We start from the raw sequence: 22,640 nt of genomic DNA on the forward strand, positions 1-22,640 counted from the left end.
TGGCTGGCGTGCCGGGGTGGCAAATCAATCCCGGCACGCCCCATCCTTGTCATTTCAGAAGGGCCCGCCGTGAACCTCGTCGCGTCTACGACGCAGGACCTCCCATCGGTTCTGTCGTTTAGCAACATAAGCGTCACATTTGGTGGCGTTAGAGCCCTCCAGGATGTCGCCTTCGAGGTTCTCCCGGGTGAAGTGCAATGCATCGCCGGTGAGAACGGCAGCGGCAAGAGCACCCTGATCAAGGTAATCACCGGCGTTTGTCAGCCGCTAGCCGGCGCAAACATGTCGATCGCCGGAAAGTCTGTCGACATCATGTCGCCGGCTGCGGCGCGCAGCGCCGGGGTGGAAGTCATCTGGCAGGACCTCGCACTGTTTCCTGAAATGACAGTCGCGGAAAATATCGGGATCAGAACTGTCCTCGGCAACATGCCTCGGCTCGTCGATCATTCGCGCATTCGCGAGGTGGCGCGAGGGCTGTTGGCGCGGCTTGGCGCCGACCTCGATGTCGACGCGCCTCTGCGTAGCTTTGCAATCGCCCAACGTCAGATCGTCGCCATCGCCCGGGCGCTCGCCGGCGATGCGAAGGTTATTTTCATGGACGAGCCCACATCGTCGCTTACTCAATCGGAAACAGACCGGTTGCTCGCGATCGTTCGAACACTCTCGAATGAAGGCATGGCCATCGTCTTCGTCAGCCATCGCCTTGCGGAAGTTCTGGAGATCTCAAGTCGCGTCACCGTTCTGCGCGACGGTAAGGTCGTTGGGGTGTTCCCGACCGCCGGAATGACCCAATCACGCCTCACCGAACTGATGACCGGCAAGACGTTCGACCAAACCGTGAGCACGAGAAACCTTAGTGGATCACCCGTCGTGTTGAAGATCGATCGATTGACCCGCGCAGGCGACTATGACGACGTTTCGCTGACAATACGGCGCGGTGAAACGCTTGGCCTGACCGGGCTACTCGGCGCCGGTCGCACAGAACTCGCGCTTTCTATTTTCGGCATGCTGCGCCCAGACCGCGGCAGCATCGCACTCAACGGGACGGTTCTTCATCTGAACTCCAACCGCGACGCAATCCGCGCGGGTATTGGATATCTCTCCGAAGACCGCTTGTCCCTTGGTCTCATACAAGCTCAGTCCATCGCCGACAACGCCGTTATCCCGGTGCTCGACAAGATCCTTGATCGAGGGCTGATCTCCTCGGAGAAGAAGGACGCGCTCGTCAATCATTGGATCGAGGAATTGGCGATAAAAGTCGGGCGGCAGACTGATGCGATTTCCACGCTCTCGGGCGGCAACCAGCAAAGGGTGGCCATCGCCAAATGGCTGGCGGTCGGCCTGAAACTGATCATTCTTGATTCGCCAACCGTGGGGGTGGACGTTGGCGCGCGGGCCGGCATCTTCGAGATTGTCGCCAAGCTCGCTGCCGAAGGCCTGGCGATTCTGCTGATATCCGATGAAGTGCCGGAGGTCTATTTCAACGCCGATCGTATCCTTCATATGGCTGCGGGCAAGATAGTCGCCGAATACGATCCGCACGCCATCCCGCTCGGCGACCTGGAAGCTGCCGTCTATGCGTAACCGCGGCAAGCTCTTCCGGGCTCATCCCACCGAGACATGGCTCGTTGTGGTTCTTCTCATCATGAGCGCAGGTCTCTCCGTTGCGAGCGACAAATTCTTCACCATTGCCAATCTCTTCAATCTGCTCAACACAAGCTCGACAAATCTGATCTTCGCGGTTGGGCTGCTGGTGGTGTTGATCGCTGGGGGCATCGACATCTCCTTCGCTGTGGCCGCGTCAGTGGTTCAATACGTTGTGGCGCTGGCTCTAGCCCAAATGGGAGGTGGTGATTGGTTCATCGGCCTCACCTTGGCGGCAATTGTCGGGCTCGCCCTGGGTGCGGTGAACGCCGGCCTCATCTACTATTTCCAGATCATTTCAATCGTTGTCACCATCGCCACCTTCAATATTTTTTTCGGCCTGCTGATGTTCTTCACGCACGGTGTATCGATCTACAATCTGCCTGCATGGTGGACGCATCGCACTGTGCTTTTCGAGGTCCAACAGGCGAATGGCAATTGGGCCGAGCTAACACTGCCGGTTGCGATCATGGCGGTCTGCGTCGCCGCCACCTGGGGGCTTATCCGGTATACCACCACGGGACGGCAGCTATACGCTTTTGGCGATAACCCGGAGGGCGCCCGTCGCCTCGGTATCAACATCGCGGCGATGCACTTCATTGCCTTCGGCTGGCTTGGTTTGATGGCCGGGATCGCGGGACTTGTGCAGGTGCACTATTCCCAGGAAGTCGTGCCCAACGCATTGGTGGGGCGCGAGCTGGACGTGCTGGCAGCTGTTGTCCTTGGCGGTGCCAGGCTGGGTGGCGGGCGCGGCACCGTGCTCGGTTGCATCCTTGGCGTGTTTCTTGTGTCGGTGACGCAAAACGGGCTGAACCTCCTCGGCATCTCTCCCTATGCTTTCAAGATGATCGTCGGGGCGATCATCTTGATTGCCATCACGCTGTCCAACGCGCCGCTCGGGCATATCCTCGCGGGCTTGCGGCAGAGGATGGGTACATGACGCAGCGCGTGCTCGAAACTGGAGCGCTACGGCACGGATTCTTGCGCCGTCTTGCCGGCACGTTGGGCGCCGAGAATATCGGACTTTTGCTGGCATTGATTTTGGTGATTGCATTCTTCGGATCTCTCTCGCCGCGATTCCTGTCCAAAGCTACCTTTGAATCGGTGGCCTTCCAGTTGCCTGAACTTGGACTGCTTACGCTCGCGATGTTGATGCCGATCATCTCGGGCGGCATCAATCTCGCCGTGACGTTCACGGCCAATCTCTGTGGCCTCACGCTCGCCTGGGTTCTTCAGGCCAACGGAGGACCGGACGCAAGCATCTATGCCTTTCTACTCGGTTCCGTTCTTGCGGTCGGCGTTGGCACGGCAAGCGGCTTGGTCATGGGCCCGGTGATAGCCTATACCGGCGCGCACCCCATCCTCGTTTCGCTCTCGGTGATGATTTTCCTGCGCGGCCTTGGCGAGTTTCTGACCCGCGGCGCCGATATTTCGGGCTTTCCCGAATTCATCCAGCCCCTGGGTCACGGCAGCATCGTCGGCATTCCTGTCCCGCTGCTGATACTGCTCGGCGCAGTCATCGTCTGGCATGTCTTGATGACCCGAACCAGGCTTGGCTTTTCAAACTATATGGTCGGCTCCAACATCGAGGCGACGCGCTATTCCGGCATCTCGACGCGACGCGTGATCATTCTGATCTACGCGCTGTCTGGCGCCATGTGTGCGTTGGCCGGCATTATCATGATGGCACGATTCAATTCCGTCCGTGTCGGCCATGGCGAGTCCTATGTGCTGATTACGGTGCTTGCCTGCTTCTTGGGCGGGGTGAATCCGTTTGGCGGCTTCGGCAAGGTCGTTTCGGTCTTCCTAGCCCTCATCGTTTTGCAGTTGCTTTCTTCGGGACTGAATCTCTTGGGCGCCAGCCAGCACCTGGCCACAGCCATTTGGGGCATCATGCTGATCGGCGTCATGATCTTGCGGTGGGCTGCCGGGCAGCTCAATTTCATGAGGATAACACGATGAAGGGTTTTGGCGTTCATACGAGCATGTGGACGAGTGGTTGGTCCGTAGAGGGCGCCGAGCACACTGTAGCGGCGGTAAAAAAATACGATCTCGATTTCATTGAAATTTCGCTGGCCGATCCATTTTCTTGCGATGCCGATCACACCCGCAAGCTGCTGGCGGCAAATGGCATGCAGGCGGTGTGCTCGCTAGGGTTGCCCGAATATGCGTGGGCATCGCGCCACCCACAGGAGGCGATTGACTTTCTCAAGGTGGCTATCGACAAGACGGCCGACATCGGAGCCCAGGCGCTATGCGGCGTAATCTATGGCGGCATCGGCGAGCGTACTGGCGTGCCACCTACGCAGGACGAACTTGATAACATTGCGAAAGTGATGACGTCCGCCGCCGCGCAAGCCAAGTCTCGCGGCATCGAACTCGGTGTTGAAGCCGTGAACCGCTACGAGAACCACATCATCAACACCGCGGCTCAGGCGGTGGCACTAATCGAGAGAGTCGGCGCCGACAATATGTTCGTGCACCTTGATACCTATCACATGAACATAGAGGAGAAAGGTATGGGCAACGGTATTATCGTCGCCCGCGATTACCTCAAATATATCCACCTCTCCGAGTCTGATCGCGGCACCCCAGGCGAGGGCAATTGCAATTGGGATGAGACGTTCGCAACGCTGGCCGCGATCGGCTTCAAGGGCGGGCTCGCGATGGAGAGCTTCATCAACATGGATCCGCGTCTGGCGTTTGGCCTCAGCGTGTGGCGTCCGGTGGCCGAGAGTGAAGCGGTTGTAATGGGCAACGGTCTGCCGTTCTTGCGCAACAAGGCACGGCAGTACGGGCTGATCGCATAAGTTACATCGCCATGCGAGATCGAAACTCGGCACATCATGAGCCGACTGCATCGACATTGCGGCGACTGCCTTCGAAGCAGGAGCCGCTCGAGAGGCGATATTGCGGCGTTTTAGATCCCGGCCTTCGGCTGCCCCCCGGGCGCAAGCAGCCAACCGGTCGGCGATCGCAACTGCCGTGAACAATCTATTTCATCGGCTCGGGCATCACAGCCTACCTTCGGCGGTTGCGAGCCGGCCCCGCATCAATTCGCGGCGCTTTCGAAACTCTGTGTATTCCTGGTCGGCCAGTACCCCGATCAGGATCACCGATCCACTCACGGCAAAGTTGAGTGAGGAGGGAATGCCTAGAAGATTGACAAGGTTCTGAAGCACCTGCAGCAAGATCGTTCCAAGCACCACACCAATGATTGAGCCTTCCCCGCCCCGCAACGAGAACCCTCCAAGGACGGCGGCGGCGATCGCGTAGAGCTCGTAGAAATTGCCGTGCGAGCTTGGCAGGATCGAGCGTGTGTACATTGCGAGAAAGATGGATGACAGCGCCGTCAGCCCGGCGCAGATCACATAGGCGCAGATGATCACCCGGCCGGTACGGATTCCCGAAAACCGCGCGGCCTCTTCATTTTTGCCGACGGCGTAGAGGTATAGTCCGAAGGCGGTACGGTGCAGAACGACCAACATCACCGCCGCCAGGACAAGCAGGAAGACAAAAGAATGAGGAATGGGAATGGAGGTAGGCATTGTTGGTAAGAACCGAAACCAGATCGGTGCGACCGGTGGTGAGATATTCCAGATCCTCGAAGCGGGTTTCGTAGGGAAAGCCTGCCGTCGCATCTTGCGTGTTGCCCTGCTGCTCGCCGGCATGAAGATCGCCCGCACCATCCTGCGTCAGCCGGCCTGCAGGCGGTGATCGCCGAGGAGCTGTCGCCGGGCGGGGCCGCCGACCTTTCCGATCAGTCCATAACAGACCACATCCTCGAACCAAGACGGTTTATCACCCCTGCGGCACCTGCCGGATGTTCACCGATGACCAGGCGGTGGTCGACCCGCAATTGCGCGTGCGCGGCGTGCCGCGCCTACGCATCTGCGACGCCTCGATCATGCCGCGTCTCATCAGCGGCAACACCAACGCGCCGGTGATCATGATCGCCGATCGGTGCGCCGATTTCATCCTCGGCAGCGCTTAGCGAGAAACGGGCAGCCCAGAGAAATCCAGGCTGTTTTGAGACGGTGTATCTGTCCAGCGCATGCAGCGACTTTGTCGCGACCGAAACCGGACAGCTTGACGCCGCCGGGCGGCACGGTGATGTCGGCGCCGCCATACATTGCATAGGTCCTATCAAATCGAGACTGGGATAGCGATGCCAACGCGCTGCTGTTGGCCGCCAGAAAGCTGGTGCGGATACGCCTGGAGAAATTCAGGCGATGCAGGCAGCTTCACCAGACGCAGCAGTTCCAACAGCATCCATGACGGCGCCGAAGTCGCGCCCGGCTTCCAGATCATCGCTGCGCCGGCCACACGCCCGGCCACTCGGTCTACCTCGCAAACTACGGCAAGGAACAGCGCATGATTTCGGCCGACACGATGTATGTGCCAGCGCTGCTGGCGCCGCATCCGGAGTGGCAAGGCAGCTACGACCAGGACGGGCCGATGGCGATCACCAGGCGGCACAAGCTGATCGATCGCGTGATCGCCGACAACATCCGGATCTCGGGCGGGGGCTCTCAGAGAGGTTCCTGCTATTGCTGCTGCAGGCCGGTGATCATGGCAATGATCTCGTTCTTATCGGTCTTCGCGGTCTCGCGAATTCCAATCTGCTTGCCACGCCTGAGAACACAGATGCGGTCGGAGAGCTTGAAGACCTGGTCGAGGCTGTGGCTGATGATCAGGATGCCGACATTGCGCTGCTTCAGCGACTGGACGATAGACTCCACCCGGGCGGTTTCGGCAACGCCCAGCGCCGCCGTCGGCTCATCCAGCAGGATCAGCTTGCTTGCCCAATGCGTGGCGCGCGCGATCGCAACGCCCTGGCGCTGGCCGCCGGAGAGATCGCGGATAGTGGCGTGGGCGGAGGGGATGCGCACGTCCAGTTCCTTCACCAGTTTCTCGGTCTCGTCGATCATGCGGCGGCGGTCGAGCAAACCGAGGCAGTTCAGCGGCTCGCGGCCGAGGAACATGTTCATGTAGACCGTCTGTTGGTCGGCCAGCGCCAGGTCCTGGTAGACGACCTCGATGCCTTGCGCGCGCCCCATGGTGGCATTCGACATCGTCACCGGTTTTCCTTCGATGACGATGGTGCCGGACGAGGGCGGGTGGAGCCCCGAGACGATCTTGACCAGCGTCGACTTTCCGGCGCCGTTGTCGCCGACGAGTGCAACGATCTCGCCCGGGAAAACCTCGAGCGAAAAACTCTCGATCGCGGTGATGCCGCCGAAATTCTTGCGAATGTCGTGCAGCTGAAGGATGGGCGCGCTCACCGTCATGTGTTTCTCCTAGACTGGCCAGGCATAGGGTTCACCGAAGCCGTTCTCGATGGTTTCCACTTTCGGATTGTCCGTCGAAATGCCCGACACGCCGACAATATGGGCGCGGGTGACGAAGGCCTGGCCACGGAAGCCGAACACGGCGCTGTCGCCAGGCTTCGGCGCGTTCGCGCCGGCGGCATCGATCATGGCGTAATAGTCGATCGCCGAGGGCGGCGGCACCTCGACGCTGCGCAGTGCCGAGCCTGCCGTCGTCGGTTCAGCCGAGACGATCGCCTTGACGTCGTAGTCGGGGAAGATCGGATCGATGTAGAAGCCGCCGCCAAGGCAATAGGCCTTGCCGCCGGAGAGATGCGAGACCTCGGTGAGATAGAGCACCGCCGGCAGCTCCGGCAAATCTTCCATGACATGCAGCGCGGTGGTGCCATGTAGTCCATTGCCCGGCTCGCATTGCGTCGCGCCGGCCTCGGCGAGTGCCGCCAGCATAACGCTCGACGTGGTGCCCGGCGCGTTGATCTCAATGTCCTTGCGGCCTGCCTTAGCCAGCGCTTCCGCAGCTTTCGCGAGCGTCGCCAGATTGGGGGTCGGCAGCACTTTTCGCGAAGCATGGTCGAACAGCAGAGCAGGGAAAGTGGTGATGCCGGCGAAACGGCCGCCTTCGACGGCATCCAGCCGGTCGGCGACATCGATAATGTCGGCGGCATTGAAACCGCCTTCATGGCCGCGATAGAAGATATCGCCTTCGGCGGCGATGCGGGCCAGCAGGTCCTGCACATAGCCGGCCGCCTTGGCGCCTGTTGCCGCTTCCCCAGCCTTGGTATCGTTGAACACGGTCCAGTAGTCCGGCTTGAAGGTTTTCGCCGCAGCCGCCGCTTCGAATTTTGCGACCTGCTGGAGATGGCCGAGATGGCCAAGCTTCATGCCTGCCTTGTGGGTGGCGCGGGCGCAAGCCATGTCGACGGCGACCGCGCGGTCAATGCCGCCGCGCGTCACAGCCCGGCAGAACGACGAGGAGCGGCCGACCTGCTTGGTCATGGCGAAGATCTTCAGGCCGTTGCGGTTGGCCTCGCTCTTGAGAACCCGCGCATTGGCCTCAACCGTGTCGAGATCGAGCACATAAGCATTGGCCGGCAGCTTACCTTGCTGGTGCAACCGGATAGCTGATTCGATGAAGGCGGGGTTGCGGCGGCGCAGAATCTCGAGAAACATGGATGGCTTCCTTCAGCGGTTCTTTTCGCGCAGCGACACGGCGACTGCGGTCAGGATAATGAGGCCGCGCACGATCATCTGGTCGGAGACCGACAGGCCCATCAGGATCAGGCCGTTGTTGAGCATGCCCATCATCAACGAGCCGACCAGCGCGCCGACCACGGAGCCCTTGCCGCCATTGAGCAGCGTGCCGCCGACGATGACGGCGGCGATGACCGTCATCAGGTCGGTTTCGCCGAGAGTATATTTCGCCGCCTGCAGGCGACCGGCATAGAGCAAGCCGGCAAGACCGGCGAGCCCGCCGCTGATGGTCAGCACGGCGAGCCTGATCCTGGGCACGCTGATGCCCGATACGCTTGCGGCGCGGGCATTGTCGCCGGTCGCCAGCACATGCGCGCCGAAACGGGTTTCGCGGAACACCAGGTGGCCGATGGCCACGGCAATCACCGACCACCAGACGAGTGAGGGGACACCGAACAGCGAGCCGGAACCGAAGAAGCCGGTGAACGCTTCGTTGGTCACCGAGATCGAGCGAAGGTCTGTCATCGAACGCGAAACGCCGGCGAACAGGCCGAGCGTCGCCAGCGTCACCAGGAAGGAGGGCAGCCTGACATACGCCACCAGCACGCCGTTGATGACGCCGATCAGCAGGCCGGCGCCGAGGCCGGCGACTATCCCTGCTGGCATGCCGTACGCGTTGATGGTGACGGCGGCTGCAAGGGCCGCCACCGCCACGATCGAGCCGATCGACAAATCTATTTCGCCGGCCGACATGACGAAGACCAGGCCGATGGCCATGATCGTGACCGGCGTCGTCTGCAACACGATGTTCGATAAATTCCGGACGGTGAGGAAGCCGCTGTCCCGCAGCACAATGGCGAAGAACAGAAAGATCGCCAGGAAACCGAGGTAGACGACATATTGCTGCAGATTGAAGCGGCTTGCGAAGCTGCCACCGGCACTGGTGTTGGCACTGGACATTTTATCCCTCCGGTGGTGAGCGCTTCGCCTCGAGCCTATTTCACCGCGTCCGCGATGGCCGCCGGTACGTCCCTGTTGAGGGACTTCTTCCAACCGTCCTTCACCGTGTCCTTGGTGACGGCGATGGAATCTACGGCATAGAATGGTTCGGCCTTCTTGCCGACCAGCGAACCTGCCGAGGCGCGCGCCAGCGTCACGCCAATGCTGTAGGCCTCGTCGGCGACGAGGGCCGCGATGTTGCCGCCCTTGACCATGTCGAGCGCGGCAGGCTCGTTGAGGTCGAGCGTGACAATCTTGGTGTGTGTGTTGCCGGCACCGCGCAAGGCCGAAAGCACGCTCAGCGCCGGTTCGGCCCAGGTGACATAGATGCCGTCCAGGTCCGGATGCTGGGTGATCATCGCCTGGGCGATGTCTTCGCTGCGCGCCGGGTCGGCCATGCCGGCCTCGGCCTCGATCTTCATATCGGGATAGTCCTGCTCGATGGTCTTCTTGAAGGCCTGGTCGCGCTGGTTGGTGACGTAGAAGTCGGCATCGTGGAAGATGTAGCCGATCTTGCCTTTCTTGCCGAGCGCCTCGGCCATGGCGATGCCGGCCTTGTTGCCCATCTGAAAGAGATCGTCGGAGACGATGGTGACATAGTCCCTGCCCTGCTTGTAGCCGGCCGGGGAATTGTCGACGAAGCCGAGCTTGACGCCGGCCTGGCGTGCCGGATCGTAGACCGAAGCTGCGGTCGCCGGATCGACGGGAAGCGACAGGATGATCGACGGCTTTTTGGCCATCACCGTCTCGATATCGGCCTTCTGTCGCGCGGCGTCGAAACCGGCATCGGTCTGCGCCACCACCTCGATGCCGAGGCGCTTGAATTCGTCATGGGCGCCGGCGTTGACGGCGTTGGTGTATTCGCTCATCTCGTGCCAGACGAGGGCGGCGGTGAACTTGCCGTCCTTGATCTGCTGCTCTTCGGCTGGCGTCAGCGTAAGACTGCTCGCCGGCACCGGCTTTTCACCATTCGGTCCTGTGGTGACGCCTTCAGCGGCGAAGGCGTGCATGGCTAGCAGGCTCGCCACTGTCGTTATGATTACAGATGCTTTGCGCATGTCCCGGTTCCCTTTTTGTTGTGTCGAAGAAAAGCTCCGGTGCGGCGGGCCGCGCCGGAGCGAGAGCCTTACTTGGCCGCGTCGAGCACCGGCTGCGGCGCGTCGCGGTTGAGCGAGTCCTTCCAGCCCTGCGCGACATTCTCCTTGGTGACGGTCAGGGCCGGGACGACGACGAAGGCCGGTGTCGGCTGGCCAAGCAGCGACTTCATGCCGGAAGCAGCCATGGCGCGGCCGAGTTCATAGGCCTTGTCGGCGACGAGGGCTGCGACATTGCCGCCTTTGACCATGTCGAGCGCGACCGGCTCGGCGAGGTCGAGCGTGACGATCTTGGTCCTGGCGTTGCCGGCGCCGCGTAGCGCCGACAGCACGCCGTCGGCCGGCTCGGCCCAGGTCACGTAGATGCCGTCGAGATCGGGATGTTGCAAAAGCATCGCGTTGGCCAGTTCCTCGGCGCGGGCCGGGTCGGATATGCCCTGTTCGGCGACGATCTTGATGTCGGGATAGACCTTCTCGATGGTGGTCTTGAAGGCTTGGTCGCGCTGGTTGGTGACATAGTAGGCAGCGTCGTGGAAAATGTAGCCGACCTTGCCCTTGCCGCCGATCGCTTTGGCCATCGCGTCCGCAGCCTGCTTGCCCATCTGGAATAGATCGTCAGTCACGATCGAAGCGTAATCGGTGCCCTGCTTGTAGCCCTTGGGCAAGTTGGACAGGAACACCAGCTTGGTGCCGTCCTTGACCGCCTGGCGGAAGGCTTCTGCCGAGGTGACCGGGTCGAGCGGCAGGGCCAAGATGACGTTGGGCTTGGCGGCCAACGCCGTCTCGATGTCGCTGCGCTGGCGGGCGGAGTCGAACTGGGCATCCGTTTTGACCGCAATGGTGATGCCGGCGCGGGCGAATTCGTCGGTGGCGCCGGCGGTTACCGCATTGGTGAAATCGGACGAGGTGTGCCAGAGCAAGGCAGCCTTGTAGCCCTTGTCCTTGAGCGCGGCGATGTCGGCGTCGCTTAGGATCACGTCGGCACTTGGCGTGGCGCTCTCGCCCTGCGGGCCGACCGTCTGTGCGAAAGCTGGGTCGGCGGCAAGCATCAATCCGCCGGCAAAGGCGGCGGCGATCAGTGTCTTCATCGACATGTCAGTTCTCCCATTTTGCTTCGTTGGTGGTTCAGTCGGCCACGCCACAGTAGCGGGCCATGAAGGCGGCGAAGCCGACTATGCCGGCGAAATATTCCTCGACATCCACGTGCTCCTCGAATGTGTGGCAATTCCTGATGTCGCCGGGCGCGCAATAGACGGCAGGAATACCGAGCTGATTGATGATGAAGGGGGACTCCGACCAGAACGGTGCGCCCTCGATGACGCCGCGCCCGCTCATTGCGCCAGCCATCGCGTCGGACAGCATGGCGACTTCCGCCCGCGTTTCGCCGATCTCGGCAGCGGTGCCGCCCAGCCTGTGGTCGCGGCCGGCGGGGTAGGCGAACTCTACCGAAATATCCGGATCGGCGATCGCGCCGCGCACGGCAGCCTCGATCTCGGCAGCGGCGGTGTCGAGGTCTTCGCCAGGCAACAGCTTGCGGATCAGCGAGAGCGTGCAGCGCTCGGGAACGGCAATGTAGCCGCCGCCGGCAAGCCCGGTGATAAGCAGGAAGCCGCGCCCGACCAGTTTGTGCTCGGCGCGCGCGGCGACCTCATCCGAATGCTTCCAAAGCGCCGTCATCGCGGCATGGCTTGCACGGAGCGCATCCTTGCCGAGTTCTGGCACACCGAAATAGGCAGATTTGCCGGTAATCGAGATATCGGTGATGAAGAAGCCGATCTGCGCCGCATAGACGGCCAGGCGGGTCGGCTCGACATAGACGCTGAAATCGGGTGCTGTGACCTCGCCGGTCTCGATGCGTCCGACGAAGTGCTTGATCCCGGCGGAAATGCCGGTGCCGGGCTGGCCGCTCTCCTCGTCGCCGACGAAGGCAAAGGCGACGTCGCCCTTGAGGCGAACGCCGGCCTTGTCGAGCAGCGCGAGTGCCGCAAGCGAAGCAATGATGCCGGCCTTGAGGTCGCCGGAGCCTCGGCCCCAGACAGCACCATCAATGATCGGGGCGGCGAACGGATCCTCACGCTGGGTGCCTGCCCAATGCTCGCGCCAGCCGTCGACATGGACGGTGTCGGTATGGCCGATGAACAGCAGGCGCTTTCCCTGGTCGGCCCCCTTGCGCTCGCCCCAGATGTTGGGCCGCCCGGGAAGGAATTCCGTCCTGGTCAGGCCGCTGAGGTCAAGGTCGCGCATCCTGGCTTCTAGGAAGTCGACGAAGTTGGCTTCGTTGCCGGTGATGCTCTCTCGGCCGATGGCGCGGCGAAACAGCGTTAGTGCGTCGTCGCGGTCGAGCGCTGCCTGCAGGCGGGCGGCAATATCGTGAGTCATATCGCGGCCTCCTTCAGGGCGGCGGCCTGGGCAGGCGGCAGCGAAATCCGGCCATCAGGCGCGTCGACGCCGAACAGCGTGTTGTGCAACTGGCCAAGGCCGATTGCCGCCGCGCCGATGAGGGCTGCGCGTGCGCCGAGTTCGCTCGCCTCGACCCTGACCGGATAGGGGAAGCATAGCGGCAGAAGCGCCTGCACCCTGGACAGGATTTCGGGCCGCAACCCAATCGAGCCGCCGAGGATAAACTTTTCTGGATTGGCGATCGCCGCGATTGCCGCAACGCCTTGCGCCAGATGGCGGGCAGTTTCGTCGAGCACGGTGAGCGCGTCCTTGTCGCCACGCGCGGCATTCTCGAATATTGCCGGCACGGAGACCTGCCTGCCGGCGAGGGCGTGGTAGCGATCGGTCATGGCGTGGGTGGCCACCGCGCGTTCGAATGCGCCGGTGCGCAGTGATTCCTCGGCGAAGGGATCGGCCCCGATTGGCATGAAACCGATCTCGCCGGCGGCGTGCCCAGCACCCCGCACCAGATGACCGCCCAGCATCAGCCCGCTGCCGATGCCGGTGCCGAGCGCGATGTAGGCGAGATTGTCGATGCCCTGGCCTTGGCCGAGCCAGTTCTCGCCAAGCACCGCGAGATTGACGTCGTTCTCGATCATCACCGCGACGCCGAGCGCTTCTTCAAAGGCATCCAGCACATTCATTGTGTCGAAGCCGGCAATGTTCGGCGCCATTAGAATGCGGCCGGTGGCCGGGTCAGGAGCGCCAGGCGCGCCGATGACGGCCAGGCGTATCTTCTTGCGCGCGACGTGCTGTCTGGCCGCGGCATCGAAGGCCAGCGCTGCAATCTGATCGACGACGAACTGGCCGCCGCGCGGATCGGTCGGTGTGGCGGCTTCGGCAAAGATCTGGCAGGCAAGGTCGGTCAGCGCGACCCGCACCTTGGTGCCGCCAAGGTCGACGGCGATGATATAGGCTGCGTCGTGGACCAGTTCGTAGGTGACGGCGGTGCGCCCGACATGGCCGCTGGTGCGGCCGGTTTCCTGGACCCAGCCCTCCTGCTCGAGCCCGCGCATGATTTCGGAGATGGTCTGCTTCGACAGGCCCGTCAGCTTGGCGATCGAGGCGCGGGAGATCGGCCCGCCCTGGACGATCGCTTCCATCACGGAGCGCTGTGAGAACTGACGGGATATGCGCGGCAGGTCAGTCACATTGAACCCCGGTTAATTCGTTCTATGACCGAACTTATTATTCGGAACTGGACCTGTCAATGTATGTTCGCGAGCGGCCGTTTTTGCGTACGCGAACATTGATCCGGAGGCAGGATTCAGGCGCGTTGCTGCCGTTCGGCAGAAGATAAAATGCGATCAGCGAGTGGCTGGATCAGCTTCTTGAATCAATTGGGCGAACAGCTTCGTAACGCATTGACAAATAACGATCATGCTAGTCTCTGAGGGTCACTGTTTTCTACAGGAGATCAATACAGCGGATGGTTCGCCGGTCCATATCTCTCGTATCTCTCGTATGGGTCTGTCGAACCAAAGGACGATGAACGAGACTAACTATTGGCTTCGAGAATATCGGTGATGTACCGCGGGTCTGCCTCCCAGTGAATGGCTCAAATGGGGCCGGCCGCGGAACGTCCGTTTGCAGTTTGCAAACGTGGATAACTACCATACCGCCTTAACTCGCAAAGACCCGTTTGACGCCAACTGGGCTGGCCCGAAGCCGACCTCTCCGTCCAGCATAGTCCGATCATATTCGGCGCAAGCTGCTCGCTTGAACCGTGGGATAGAATTCCGCCAATTTCAGGCACGTGGTTGCCAGGCGCCACCGAACTTGACAAGCAGTCTTGCAGGAACTGCGTCGAGCACTGAACGTTTGACCAAGCGCGGGCATCTCCGCCTTGGCTAAGGACCATCAATGTTCACGTTCATGTTTGCCACCGGCATCGAGAACAGCACCCCCACCATTCGACAAGGCCGGGAGCGCGTCGACGAAATGGAAAAATGCCGCTTCTACGAACGATGGCGCACCGACTTCGAACTGGTCCAGGATCTCGGGGTGCATTTCCTCCGCTACGGACCTCCCATCCACAAAACGTGGCTGGGTGATGGACGTTATGATTGGGCATTCGCCGATGAGACCTTCGCCGACCTGAAGGCGAAAGACATTCTTCCGATCGTCGACCTTTGCCATTTTGGCGTGCCGGACTGGGTTGGCAACTTCCAGAACCCGGACTTTCCGACACTATTCGAGCACTACGCCAGGGATTTCGCGATGCGCTATCCGTGGATCCAGCTCTTCACTCCAATAAATGAGATGTTCATCTGCGCCACCTTTTCGGCTCGCTGGGGATGGTGGAACGAACAACTGAGCAGCGACACTGCTTTCGTCACCGCCCTCAAGCACATCGTGAAGGCGAACGTGCTTGCCATGCGGGCGATCCTCGAGGTGCGGCCGGACGCCATCTTCATACAGAGCGAATCCTCGGAATACTTCCACGCCGATTCTCCCGAGGCGGTCGGCAGAGCGGAACGGTTCAACAGCGAGCGTTTCCTGTCGCTTGACCTCAACTACGGTCATGACGTCGACGCGCACACCTATCGCTATCTTCTCGAAAACGGGATGACGGCCGAAGAATACAGTTTCTTCCTGGAGAGCCATCTGCGCAGGCATTGCGTGATGGGCACCGACTATTACCAGACCAACGAACATCGGGTTTGGGCAGACGGAACGACGTCCGGGTCCGGCGAGGTGTTTGGCTATGACGAGATCACGCGGCAGTACTTCAATCGCTACCGGCTTCCCGTAATGCATACGGAGACCAACATCAGCGAAGGCCCCAATGGAGACGAGGCCGTCTATTGGCTGTGGAAAGAGTGGGCCAACGTGCTGCGGATCCGCAACGATGGCATCCCCATCGTAGGCTTCACCTGGTACTCGCTGACGGACCAGGTGGACTGGGACAGTGCGCTTCGGGAGAACAACGGACGGATCAATCCGCTCGGCCTCTATGACCTCGACCGAAATCCGAGGGCGGTGGGGCGCGCTTTCAAGGCGCTGATCGCGAACTGGAATAAGCTGTTGGCCACACAAAGTGTCTGCCTTGCTTTGCCGGTCTTTCTTCCCTCACAGCAAGACGATGCCATTGTTCGCGCGCAACAGGATTATGCGCGCAGCCTGCTGAGCGTGGATCGGGTCGCTGAAGGCTGGACTGAACCACTTGCTGCTCCCCAGAAAGAGGTCGAACCCGATGCGCCTGGATAACAAGACTGCATTGCAACCGGTGCTGCAAGCGGCATTGGACTGGCCATCGCCATGCGGTTGGGTACCGAAGGTGCACGGGTGAGCCGACCTGGGTGGAGGCAAGGTCGAGAAGGCGCGCATCGGTTCGACAAGGGGCGCGCCGGGGGAGGCCGCTATCACGGTCTGTCGACTTGCGCTCACGCGTTCGGCAGGTTGGTAATAATCGTCAACAACGCGCCGGCCTGATAATCTTTAAACCCATTGAGGCATTCACTAGAGCGGGCTGGCTGAAGGTGCTGAGCGTCGACCTGCTGGGAGCAATTTATTTCGCCGGAAAGGCATTCGCTCATATGACATCTGGCGGCGTCATCGTAAAACATATTGAGTGTGCGCGGTCGAGACGAGCTCCGCATCTCGAGCTATACGCCGCGGCAAAGGCCACCCTCCTGTCTCTAGCCGAGACCCGACGCAGTTCGCACCTTGGCCGACTGGGCATGAATCCGGACGATTACCGAACCAAGTGGAACCTGCCTCGCAATTACCCGATGGTGGCACCCAACTATTCGGGAAGCGTTCCGCATATCGCCTCTAACACCCAGTAGCGGACAGCTCTCGCCTGAGGCGTCAGTCGTCGTTGAAGCGCTCCGGCATCGCATTCGAGACCAGGGCTGGTGCACAAGGATCATGACATCGAATTCCACTCTATACAGGAACAAGTGCCTTTCCTCGAGATTAGGGTTCGACGCCGCAACGGCGTCGAACCCCAAAGGAGACTCACATGAAACGTAAGATTTTGACAGCTACAGCGATCTCTCTCTGTCTCGCCACCGCGGCCTTGGCGCAGTCGTCGGGAACATCCAGCGGCACGAACGGAACGTCCGGCTCATCGGCCGGGTCGGGTATGAGTTCTACGTCCGGCTCAGGCCAAAGCGGTATCCCGAGCGGCTGGGACAGCAAGCTCTCGGGCTCATTCTTCAGCGACGCCAATTCGGGAAGACTTCTGTCGCAGGATGAGATCCGCAAGAACTGGTCGTCCCTGAGCTCTGAACAGCAGGCACAGGTTCGCTCCGACTGCTCGAGAATGACGGCCAGTAACGGCACTGGCTCTGGCACAATGACCGGCACGTCAGGTAGCTCGGCTTCGACCGGCAGTGATACAACGGCGAGTGTCGGCACCGGCTCTGGCACAGCCACCGGCACTTCAGGCAGCTCTGGTTCGACCGGCAGTAACACCACGGCCAGCAACAGCACTGGTTCGGGTACAACCACCGGCACGTCGGGATCCTCGAATACAGCTGGCGATACGACCGCCAGCACCAGCACGGGTTCGGGTGCGAACTCGGCTGCTCAAATGGCTTCGATGCAGCAGCTCTGCACCCAGGTTCAAGGGATGTGACTGAATGCGGGCTCCGGGCCGGCTTGGCCGAGACAGAAGAGGCCTTGACGGCCCGGACATCGCTTTGGTTTGGTAGCCATTCGGCGCTGAAGTCGGCCGGTGATCGGTGTCACAACTCGGCGCTTGTATCGCCGGCGACCGTCCCTCGCCAATAGCGCGCTTCGCGTCGAGACACTTCTCTCGGGCAAGGGCAAGTGAGATTCCGTCCCGTCCATACCTGCCAAGACAGACCGTCTCGCGGCGTCCGTTGAGCCTGTAATCCAGCCGAAAGGAGATCGCGCCACTAGGCATGACGCGAACATACATGCCGTCGCGGTAAGCAATCTTGTAGAATTTCACTTTTGGTTCAGGGCTTTAAGGGCGACGTCCGTCAGCATTCCCCGCTACCTCCTGAAAAGTACCGTCAGTACAATTTCGAGGCTCTTCGGCAGAACATTCGTTTTATCTTCAGTGCCTTAAGGCATCAAAAAACACCGTCAGAGCCTCATTGGATCTGACGGTACTTCGAAAAATCTGAGCTAGCAATTTGCGGAAGGTCCGTCAGCCGGTCCGTCAAATCCAATCTCCGCACCGATTGTCGCTAATTGTCTCCGAATGGATTTATACGTGTTATCAAATGGTTGTGGCGTACAATGGCGTGTTTCCGGCGGCGTTTGGGTAGGTCTGAATCATTCCCACTCGATGGTGCCTGGCGGCTTTGACGTCACGTCGTAGACGACGCGGTTGATGCCGCGGACTTCGTTGATGATGCGGGTGGCGGCGGCACCGAGGAAGGCCATGTCGTAGTGATAGAAATCCGCCGTCATGCCGTCGACAGACGTCACGGCGCGCAGGGCGCAGACGAATTCGTAGGTGCGGCCGTCGCCCATCACACCGACGGTCTGCACCGGAAGCAGCACGGCGAAAGCCTGCCAGATGGCGTCGTAGAGGCCGGCCTTTCGGATCTCGTCGAGATAGATGGCGTCGGCCTCGCGCAGGATTTCGAGCTTTTCGCGGGTGATACCGCCGGGGCAGCGGATGGCAAGGCCTGGTCCGGGGAACGGATGGCGGCCAATAAAACTTTCGGGCAGGCCGAGTTCCTTGCCCAGTGCCCTCACCTCGTCCTTGAACAGTTCGCGCAGCGGCTCGACCAGCTGCATGTTCATGCGCGCCGGCAGGCCGCCGACATTGTGGTGCGACTTGATGGTCACCGACGGGCCGCCGGTGAAGGAGACGCTCTCGATGACGTCGGGATAGAGCGTGCCTTGCGCCAGGAAATCGGCGCCGCCGAGTTTCTTGGCCTCTTCCTCGAACACCTCGATGAACAGCCGGCCGATGGTCTTGCGCTTCGTCTCGGGGTCGGACTCGCCTTCCAGCGCGGAGATGAATTTTTCCGACGCGTCGACAAGGATCAGCGGCAGATTATAGTGCTGGCGGAACATCGCCACCACGCCGGCGGCCTCGTCCTTGCGCATAAGGCCATGGTCGACAAGAATGCAGGTCAGCTGGTCGCCTACCGCTTCGTGGATCAGCAAGGCAGCGACCGATGAATCCACGCCGCCCGACAGCGCGCAGATCACCTTGCCCTTGCCGACCTGTTTGCGAATTGTCTCGACCGCATGCTCGCGATAGGCGCGCATCGTCCAGTCGCCTTCGATGCCGGCGATGTTGTGCACGAAGTTTCTCAGCAGCCTGGCGCCATCCGGCGTATGCACAACTTCCGGGTGGAACATGATGCCGTACATCTTGCGCGCGACGTTGCCGAAGATGGCGAAAGGCGAGCCTTCCGACTTGCCGAAGACTTCGAACCCCTTGGGCAGCGAGATGACGCGGTCGCCATGGCTCATCCACACCTGGTGGCGCTGGCCTGGCGCCCACAGGCCCTCGAACAGCGGGCTGTCCTTTTCGATCTCGACGAAGGCGCGGCCGAATTCGCGATGGTTCGAGCTTTCGGCGACGCCGCCCATCTGCACGCACATGGCCATCTGGCCGTAGCAGATACCGAGCACAGGTACGCCGGCATCGAAGACGATCTGCGGCGCGCGCGGGCTGCCGATGTCCGATGTCGAGGCGGGACCGCCCGACAGGATCACGGCTTTCGGATTGATGCGCTTGAAGGCAGCTTCGGCCGATTGGAACGGCACGATCTCGGAAAACACGCCAGCCTCGCGGATGCGGCGGGCGATGAGTTGCGTAAACTGGCTGCCGAAATCGACAATCAGGACTGTATCGGGATGATTGGCTGTCGTCATGGCGAGCCTTTAGAGAAAGAAACGAGTCGGCGCAATGGGGTGCGCAACCCGACTTTCAGAGCGGCGCCGACTCTTGCCCAGGCTGCTCCTTGTGTAGCGTGCCGGAGCCGATGGCCTGTTCGAGCCGAGCGACCGCATCCGCCAGCTTCTCGTCGATGACATGCAGATATTCGGTCCAGTCGCCAACGTGGCGCAGATCGGCTGCACCGTCTGAAATGCCGCGCAGGCCGATAAGCGGGACATCGAACAACTGGCAGGCGCGCAGGCAGGCGAAGGTTTCCATGTCGACCATATCGGCGGCGATGGCGTCGTAGGCGGCGCCGGTGATGATGGCGCCGCCGGTCGACAGGCTGGCTTCTTTAATGCCCGGTATCCTGAATGATAGCGGGACGGTCACCGGCAGGTCGAGGAACGGCGTCGCGCCTTTTTCGAAGCCTAGCGGCGAAGCGTCGATGTCGCGATAGCTGACCGAGACCGCCTGGTAGATTTCCGTCTGCTCCAGTGTGCGGCTGCCGGCGGAGCCGAGCGAGACGACGAGATCGGGCAACGCCTTCTCGGATTTCAGCCATGACAGTTCGGCGCCGAGCCGCACACCTGCCTCTACCGGGCCGACGCCCGTCATCAGCGGCGTGAACAGTTTTTGCAGATGCGGACCGTACTCGGCCTGCGCCGCCATGACGAAGAGGACGTCCTTGCCACCAATTCGCGTAATTTTGGCCATCAGCCTGCTATCCCGCCACGGCCAACCACCGTCATCATCGTGCCGGTCATGGTCGCGATCAGCTTGGCCTCGCCATCGGTGGCAAAGTCGTAGGCCTGGCCGTCGGCGACGATGATGGTGCGGCCGGGCTTGGTCACCGAGCCGCGGAACAGGAAGCGTTCGCCCCGGCCGGGCGCCAGGAGATTGACCTTGAACTCGATGGTCAGCACGCCGGAATTTTCCGGCATCAGCGAGAACGCGGCGTAGCCGCAAGCCGAGTCCAGTGCGGTCGAAATCACGCCGGCATGCAGGAAACCATGCTGCTGCGTGAGTGCGGCCGAATAGGGCATTTCTATCTCGATGATGCCCGGCGTCACAAGCGTCAGTTCGGCGCCGATGGTCGCCATCGCCTGCTGGCGCGCGAACGACGCCCTGACGCGGTCCTCATAATCGGGTGCGGGTACGATCTTTGCTGCCATGGCCATCGCCCTGATTTATCTGCAAAGCTTATCGCAGACGCCTGAACGCCACGCAAATGCTTGCTGCACTGCAGCAAAGCACTCAGTTCAACAGGAGCAGCGACGCGTTGAGCAAGGTGGCGAAGGCTACCCACGCGGCATAGGGCGCAAACAGCCAGCCGGAAACCCGGTCGCGGTTCCACACCGTGGCTATGAACAGCGCAATGCTGGCGAGAAGAGCCAGGATCACGACCAGTGCCGGCCCCATCTGTTTGGCGCCGAAGAAAGTCGGCGACCACGCGAAGTTCAGAACAAGCTGGAGGGCCCAGATCTTCATCGCGGCGGCTGCTCGTTCCCGCTCCCATGTCCGCCAGCCGGCCACGGCGATCAGCACATAGAGGAGCGTCCAGGCCGGCGCGAAGACCCAGTTGGGCGGGTTGAAGGGCGGCTTGGCGAGCGAGGCATACCATTCACCCGGCAGCGTCGCATAGCCGATCAACAGGCCGCCGCCGAGCACCAGAAGGAGGAAAAGCAGAAGCGACACATATCTTTGCAAGAATTCTACCCCGTCTGGCGGCCGACGCCGCGCATCTGCAACTGGCGCTATGTCAGCCTGTCAATCGGAGCGTCAATTCGCCCGACGCAGCGCACAGAAATGGAACCCGTCGGTGCCGCTCAGAGCCGGCGACAGCGAGATATCGCTTGTCTTGCCGATCCGGGCGGCCGCTGCGTGACCGGGGAAGCTGGCATCCCAGAGCGCGCGATGATCGACCGGAACGAAGCCCTTGTGCCGTTCGCGAAAGGCGGCGACCTGCTCGCCATTCTCCTCGTCGAACACCGAACAGGTGATGTAGACCAGCAGGCCGCCCGGTTTGACATAGGCATTCGCCGCATCGAGGATCGCCGACTGCTCGCCCTTGCGGGCATCGAGCTGTCTTTGCGTCAGCCGCCATTTGGCGTCTGGACGGCGCCGCCAGGTGCCGCTGCCGGTGCAGGGCGCATCGACCAGCACGATGTCCATGTGGCCTGCGAGGGGGCTGAGCTCAGCCGGCTTGGTGACAACCTGGACGTTGCGGTTTTCCGAACGGCGGATGCGGTCGAAGATCGGCGCCAGCCGCGCCTTTTCGGCATCATGGGCGAAGACCTGACCTTTGTTGGCCATCGCCGCAGATAGCGCCAGCGTCTTGCCGCCGGCGCCGGCGCAGAAATCGAGCACCTGCATCCCGGCTTGCGCGCCGGCAAGGGTTGCAACGATCTGCGAACCCTCGTCCTGAACCTCGAACCAGCCCTTTTGGAAAGCCGGCTCGGCCTGTACGTTGGGGTGCCGGCCGTCGCCGTCGATGGGCGGGATGCGAATGCCTTGCGGCGCAATAGCGGCTGCCTTGGCGCCGGTGTCGGCGAGTTCCGCCAGCACTTTGGCGCGGTCGGACTGCAGCGTGTTGACCCTGATGTCGAGCGGCGGGCGGGTCGCCAAAGCCGCCCCTTCCGCAACCCAGTCTGCGCCAAAGGCTCGTTCGAACAACGGCGCGCACCAGTCGGGTACGTCCGCCCGCACTGCCTCCGGCGCGTCTTCAGGCCGGCGCTCGGCCAGCGCCTGCAACTCGGCGGCGCTGAGCAACGGTGGCGCGAACTTGTCGCCCTCGAGCGCATCGTTGAGCGACTGCGGCGTCTGGCCCCATTCGATGAGCAGCGCGCCGAAGCCGATGGCGCGGGGCGTGTCTTCACCCAAAAGCCAGCCGGCGGAACGTTTGTGGCGCAGCGCGTCGTAGACGATGTTGCCGATCGCCGCGCGGTCGCCGCCGCCCGCAAAGCGATGCGACAGGCCCCAATCTTTCAGCGCATCGGCCACCGGCCGGTGGCGCCGGCCAATGTCGTCCAGCACTTCAATGGCTGCCGCCAGCCGTCCGCCCAGTCGCATTCGTCATTCCATCTATCGAGCACAGTATCTTTCGGCCTGCTCTTAGAGCGT

19 protein-coding genes and 6 pseudogenes are annotated in these 22,640 nt (G+C 61.6%); 9 read left to right on the forward strand and 16 right to left on the reverse strand.

All coding sequences use genetic code 11. The annotated features are described in order from the left end of the window. Nucleotides 1–69: 69 nt before the first annotated feature. From X750_RS138535 to X750_RS138520, 4 genes are read left to right on the forward strand one after another with little or no spacing between them, the layout of a single operon-like run. Nucleotides 70–1,584 carry a sugar ABC transporter ATP-binding protein gene (locus X750_RS138535; RefSeq protein ID WP_023704356.1) on the forward strand — a complete coding sequence of 505 codons (1,515 nt, stop codon included), beginning with the start codon at nucleotides 70–72 and terminating at the stop codon, nucleotides 1,582–1,584. After that, nucleotides 1,577–2,584, forward strand: coding sequence for an ABC transporter permease (locus tag X750_RS138530; protein WP_023708371.1), 1,008 nt, complete (start codon nucleotides 1,577–1,579; stop codon nucleotides 2,582–2,584). The genes X750_RS138535 and X750_RS138530 overlap by 8 nt, the downstream gene beginning before the upstream one ends. Next, complete coding sequence (locus X750_RS138525) at nucleotides 2,581–3,606, forward strand: ABC transporter permease (protein ID WP_023667740.1); 1,026 nt, start codon at nucleotides 2,581–2,583, stop codon at nucleotides 3,604–3,606. The genes X750_RS138530 and X750_RS138525 overlap by 4 nt, the downstream gene beginning before the upstream one ends. Further along, entirely contained in the window at nucleotides 3,603–4,454 is an 852-nt protein-coding gene (locus X750_RS138520) for a sugar phosphate isomerase/epimerase family protein (RefSeq protein WP_023704358.1), read from the forward strand. The genes X750_RS138525 and X750_RS138520 overlap by 4 nt, the downstream gene beginning before the upstream one ends. 204 nt (nucleotides 4,455–4,658) lie before the next feature. Here the strand turns inward: X750_RS138520 and X750_RS1000000165130 are convergent. Beyond that, nucleotides 4,659–5,174 (reverse strand): annotated as a pseudogene (locus tag X750_RS1000000165130) (ABC transporter permease); the annotation flags it as partial. Nucleotides 5,175–5,178: 4 nt separating this feature from the next. On the opposite strand from X750_RS1000000165130, the gene X750_RS1000000167170 reads away from it, so the two are divergent. Next, nucleotides 5,179–5,361 (forward strand): hypothetical protein, encoded by a 183-nt coding sequence (locus X750_RS1000000167170; RefSeq protein WP_050588819.1) that lies wholly within the window; start codon nucleotides 5,179–5,181, stop codon nucleotides 5,359–5,361. 76 nt (nucleotides 5,362–5,437) lie between these two features. Beyond that, nucleotides 5,438–5,638, forward strand: a pseudogene (locus tag X750_RS1000000165135) (GMC oxidoreductase); the annotation flags it as partial. A gap of 158 nt (nucleotides 5,639–5,796) precedes the next feature. Here X750_RS1000000165135 and X750_RS1000000166060 read toward each other — a convergent pair. Further along, nucleotides 5,797–5,910 (reverse strand): annotated as a pseudogene (locus X750_RS1000000166060) (peptide ABC transporter ATP-binding protein); the annotation flags it as partial. Nucleotides 5,911–5,914: 4 nt separating this feature from the next. On the opposite strand from X750_RS1000000166060, the pseudogene X750_RS1000000167175 reads away from it, so the two are divergent. After that, nucleotides 5,915–6,168 (forward strand): annotated as a pseudogene (locus X750_RS1000000167175) (MBL fold metallo-hydrolase); the annotation flags it as partial. Nucleotides 6,169–6,191: 23 nt separating this feature from the next. Here X750_RS1000000167175 and X750_RS138510 read toward each other — a convergent pair. The 7 genes from X750_RS138510 to X750_RS138480 form a co-directional block, all read right to left on the reverse strand. After that, on the reverse strand, nucleotides 6,192–6,935 hold the full coding sequence (locus X750_RS138510; protein ID WP_023748610.1) for an ATP-binding cassette domain-containing protein: 744 nt from the start codon (nucleotides 6,933–6,935) through the stop codon (nucleotides 6,192–6,194). A 9-nt stretch (nucleotides 6,936–6,944) separates the two neighbouring features. Then, the gene (locus X750_RS138505; protein WP_023726201.1) at nucleotides 6,945–8,144 is read right to left on the reverse strand and encodes an alanine racemase; all 1,200 of its coding nucleotides are present in this window, start codon (nucleotides 8,142–8,144) and stop codon (nucleotides 6,945–6,947) included. Between the two features lie 12 nt (nucleotides 8,145–8,156). Continuing rightward, nucleotides 8,157–9,125 (reverse strand): ABC transporter permease, encoded by a 969-nt coding sequence (locus X750_RS138500; RefSeq protein WP_023748611.1) that lies wholly within the window; start codon nucleotides 9,123–9,125, stop codon nucleotides 8,157–8,159. Between the two features lie 35 nt (nucleotides 9,126–9,160). After that, nucleotides 9,161–10,222, reverse strand: coding sequence for a substrate-binding domain-containing protein (locus X750_RS138495; RefSeq protein WP_023729114.1), 1,062 nt, complete (start codon nucleotides 10,220–10,222; stop codon nucleotides 9,161–9,163). A gap of 68 nt (nucleotides 10,223–10,290) precedes the next feature. Then, nucleotides 10,291–11,352, reverse strand: coding sequence for a substrate-binding domain-containing protein (locus X750_RS138490; RefSeq protein WP_023748613.1), 1,062 nt, complete (start codon nucleotides 11,350–11,352; stop codon nucleotides 10,291–10,293). Nucleotides 11,353–11,383: 31 nt separating this feature from the next. Continuing rightward, nucleotides 11,384–12,637: a M20/M25/M40 family metallo-hydrolase gene (locus tag X750_RS138485; protein WP_023748614.1), complete on the reverse strand. Its 1,254-nt coding sequence runs from the start codon at nucleotides 12,635–12,637 to the stop codon at nucleotides 11,384–11,386. Next, complete coding sequence (locus X750_RS138480) at nucleotides 12,634–13,848, reverse strand: ROK family transcriptional regulator (protein WP_023753922.1); 1,215 nt, start codon at nucleotides 13,846–13,848, stop codon at nucleotides 12,634–12,636. The genes X750_RS138485 and X750_RS138480 overlap by 4 nt, the downstream gene beginning before the upstream one ends. A gap of 712 nt (nucleotides 13,849–14,560) precedes the next feature. Here X750_RS138480 and X750_RS138475 point away from each other — a divergent pair. Together X750_RS138475 and X750_RS1000000167180 are read left to right on the forward strand one after the other, a co-directional pair. Then, the gene (locus tag X750_RS138475; RefSeq protein ID WP_023738285.1) at nucleotides 14,561–15,907 is read left to right on the forward strand and encodes a family 1 glycosylhydrolase; all 1,347 of its coding nucleotides are present in this window, start codon (nucleotides 14,561–14,563) and stop codon (nucleotides 15,905–15,907) included. Nucleotides 15,908–16,362: 455 nt separating this feature from the next. Then, nucleotides 16,363–16,488: pseudogene (locus X750_RS1000000167180) on the forward strand (MucR family transcriptional regulator); the annotation flags it as partial. A gap of 172 nt (nucleotides 16,489–16,660) precedes the next feature. Here X750_RS1000000167180 and X750_RS138470 read toward each other — a convergent pair. From X750_RS138470 to X750_RS138445, 7 genes and pseudogenes are all read right to left on the reverse strand, one after another. Next, nucleotides 16,661–17,209 (reverse strand): hypothetical protein, encoded by a 549-nt coding sequence (locus tag X750_RS138470; RefSeq protein ID WP_023738284.1) that lies wholly within the window; start codon nucleotides 17,207–17,209, stop codon nucleotides 16,661–16,663. 199 nt (nucleotides 17,210–17,408) lie between these two features. After that, nucleotides 17,409–17,659 (reverse strand): annotated as a pseudogene (locus X750_RS1000000167185) (Arm DNA-binding domain-containing protein); the annotation flags it as partial. 291 nt (nucleotides 17,660–17,950) lie between these two features. Continuing rightward, complete coding sequence (gene guaA, locus X750_RS138465) at nucleotides 17,951–19,513, reverse strand: glutamine-hydrolyzing GMP synthase (RefSeq protein ID WP_023738283.1); 1,563 nt, start codon at nucleotides 19,511–19,513, stop codon at nucleotides 17,951–17,953. Between the two features lie 55 nt (nucleotides 19,514–19,568). Then, entirely contained in the window at nucleotides 19,569–20,234 is a 666-nt protein-coding gene (locus X750_RS138460; RefSeq protein ID WP_023745697.1) for a 5'-methylthioadenosine/S-adenosylhomocysteine nucleosidase, read from the reverse strand. Further along, a complete protein-coding gene (locus X750_RS138455; protein WP_031243555.1) occupies nucleotides 20,234–20,692 on the reverse strand; it encodes a PaaI family thioesterase in 459 nt (152 codons plus the stop codon). The genes X750_RS138460 and X750_RS138455 overlap by 1 nt, the downstream gene beginning before the upstream one ends. Nucleotides 20,693–20,774: 82 nt before the next feature. Next, entirely contained in the window at nucleotides 20,775–21,227 is a 453-nt protein-coding gene (locus X750_RS138450) for a TspO/MBR family protein (protein WP_023704461.1), read from the reverse strand. A 72-nt stretch (nucleotides 21,228–21,299) separates the two neighbouring features. Further along, complete coding sequence (locus tag X750_RS138445) at nucleotides 21,300–22,589, reverse strand: RsmB/NOP family class I SAM-dependent RNA methyltransferase (RefSeq protein WP_023704462.1); 1,290 nt, start codon at nucleotides 22,587–22,589, stop codon at nucleotides 21,300–21,302. Between the last annotated feature and the right edge of the window lie 51 nt (nucleotides 22,590–22,640).

This window comes from Mesorhizobium sp. LNJC391B00, from assembly GCF_000502535.1.
GTDB lineage: Bacteria > Pseudomonadota > Alphaproteobacteria > Rhizobiales > Rhizobiaceae > Mesorhizobium.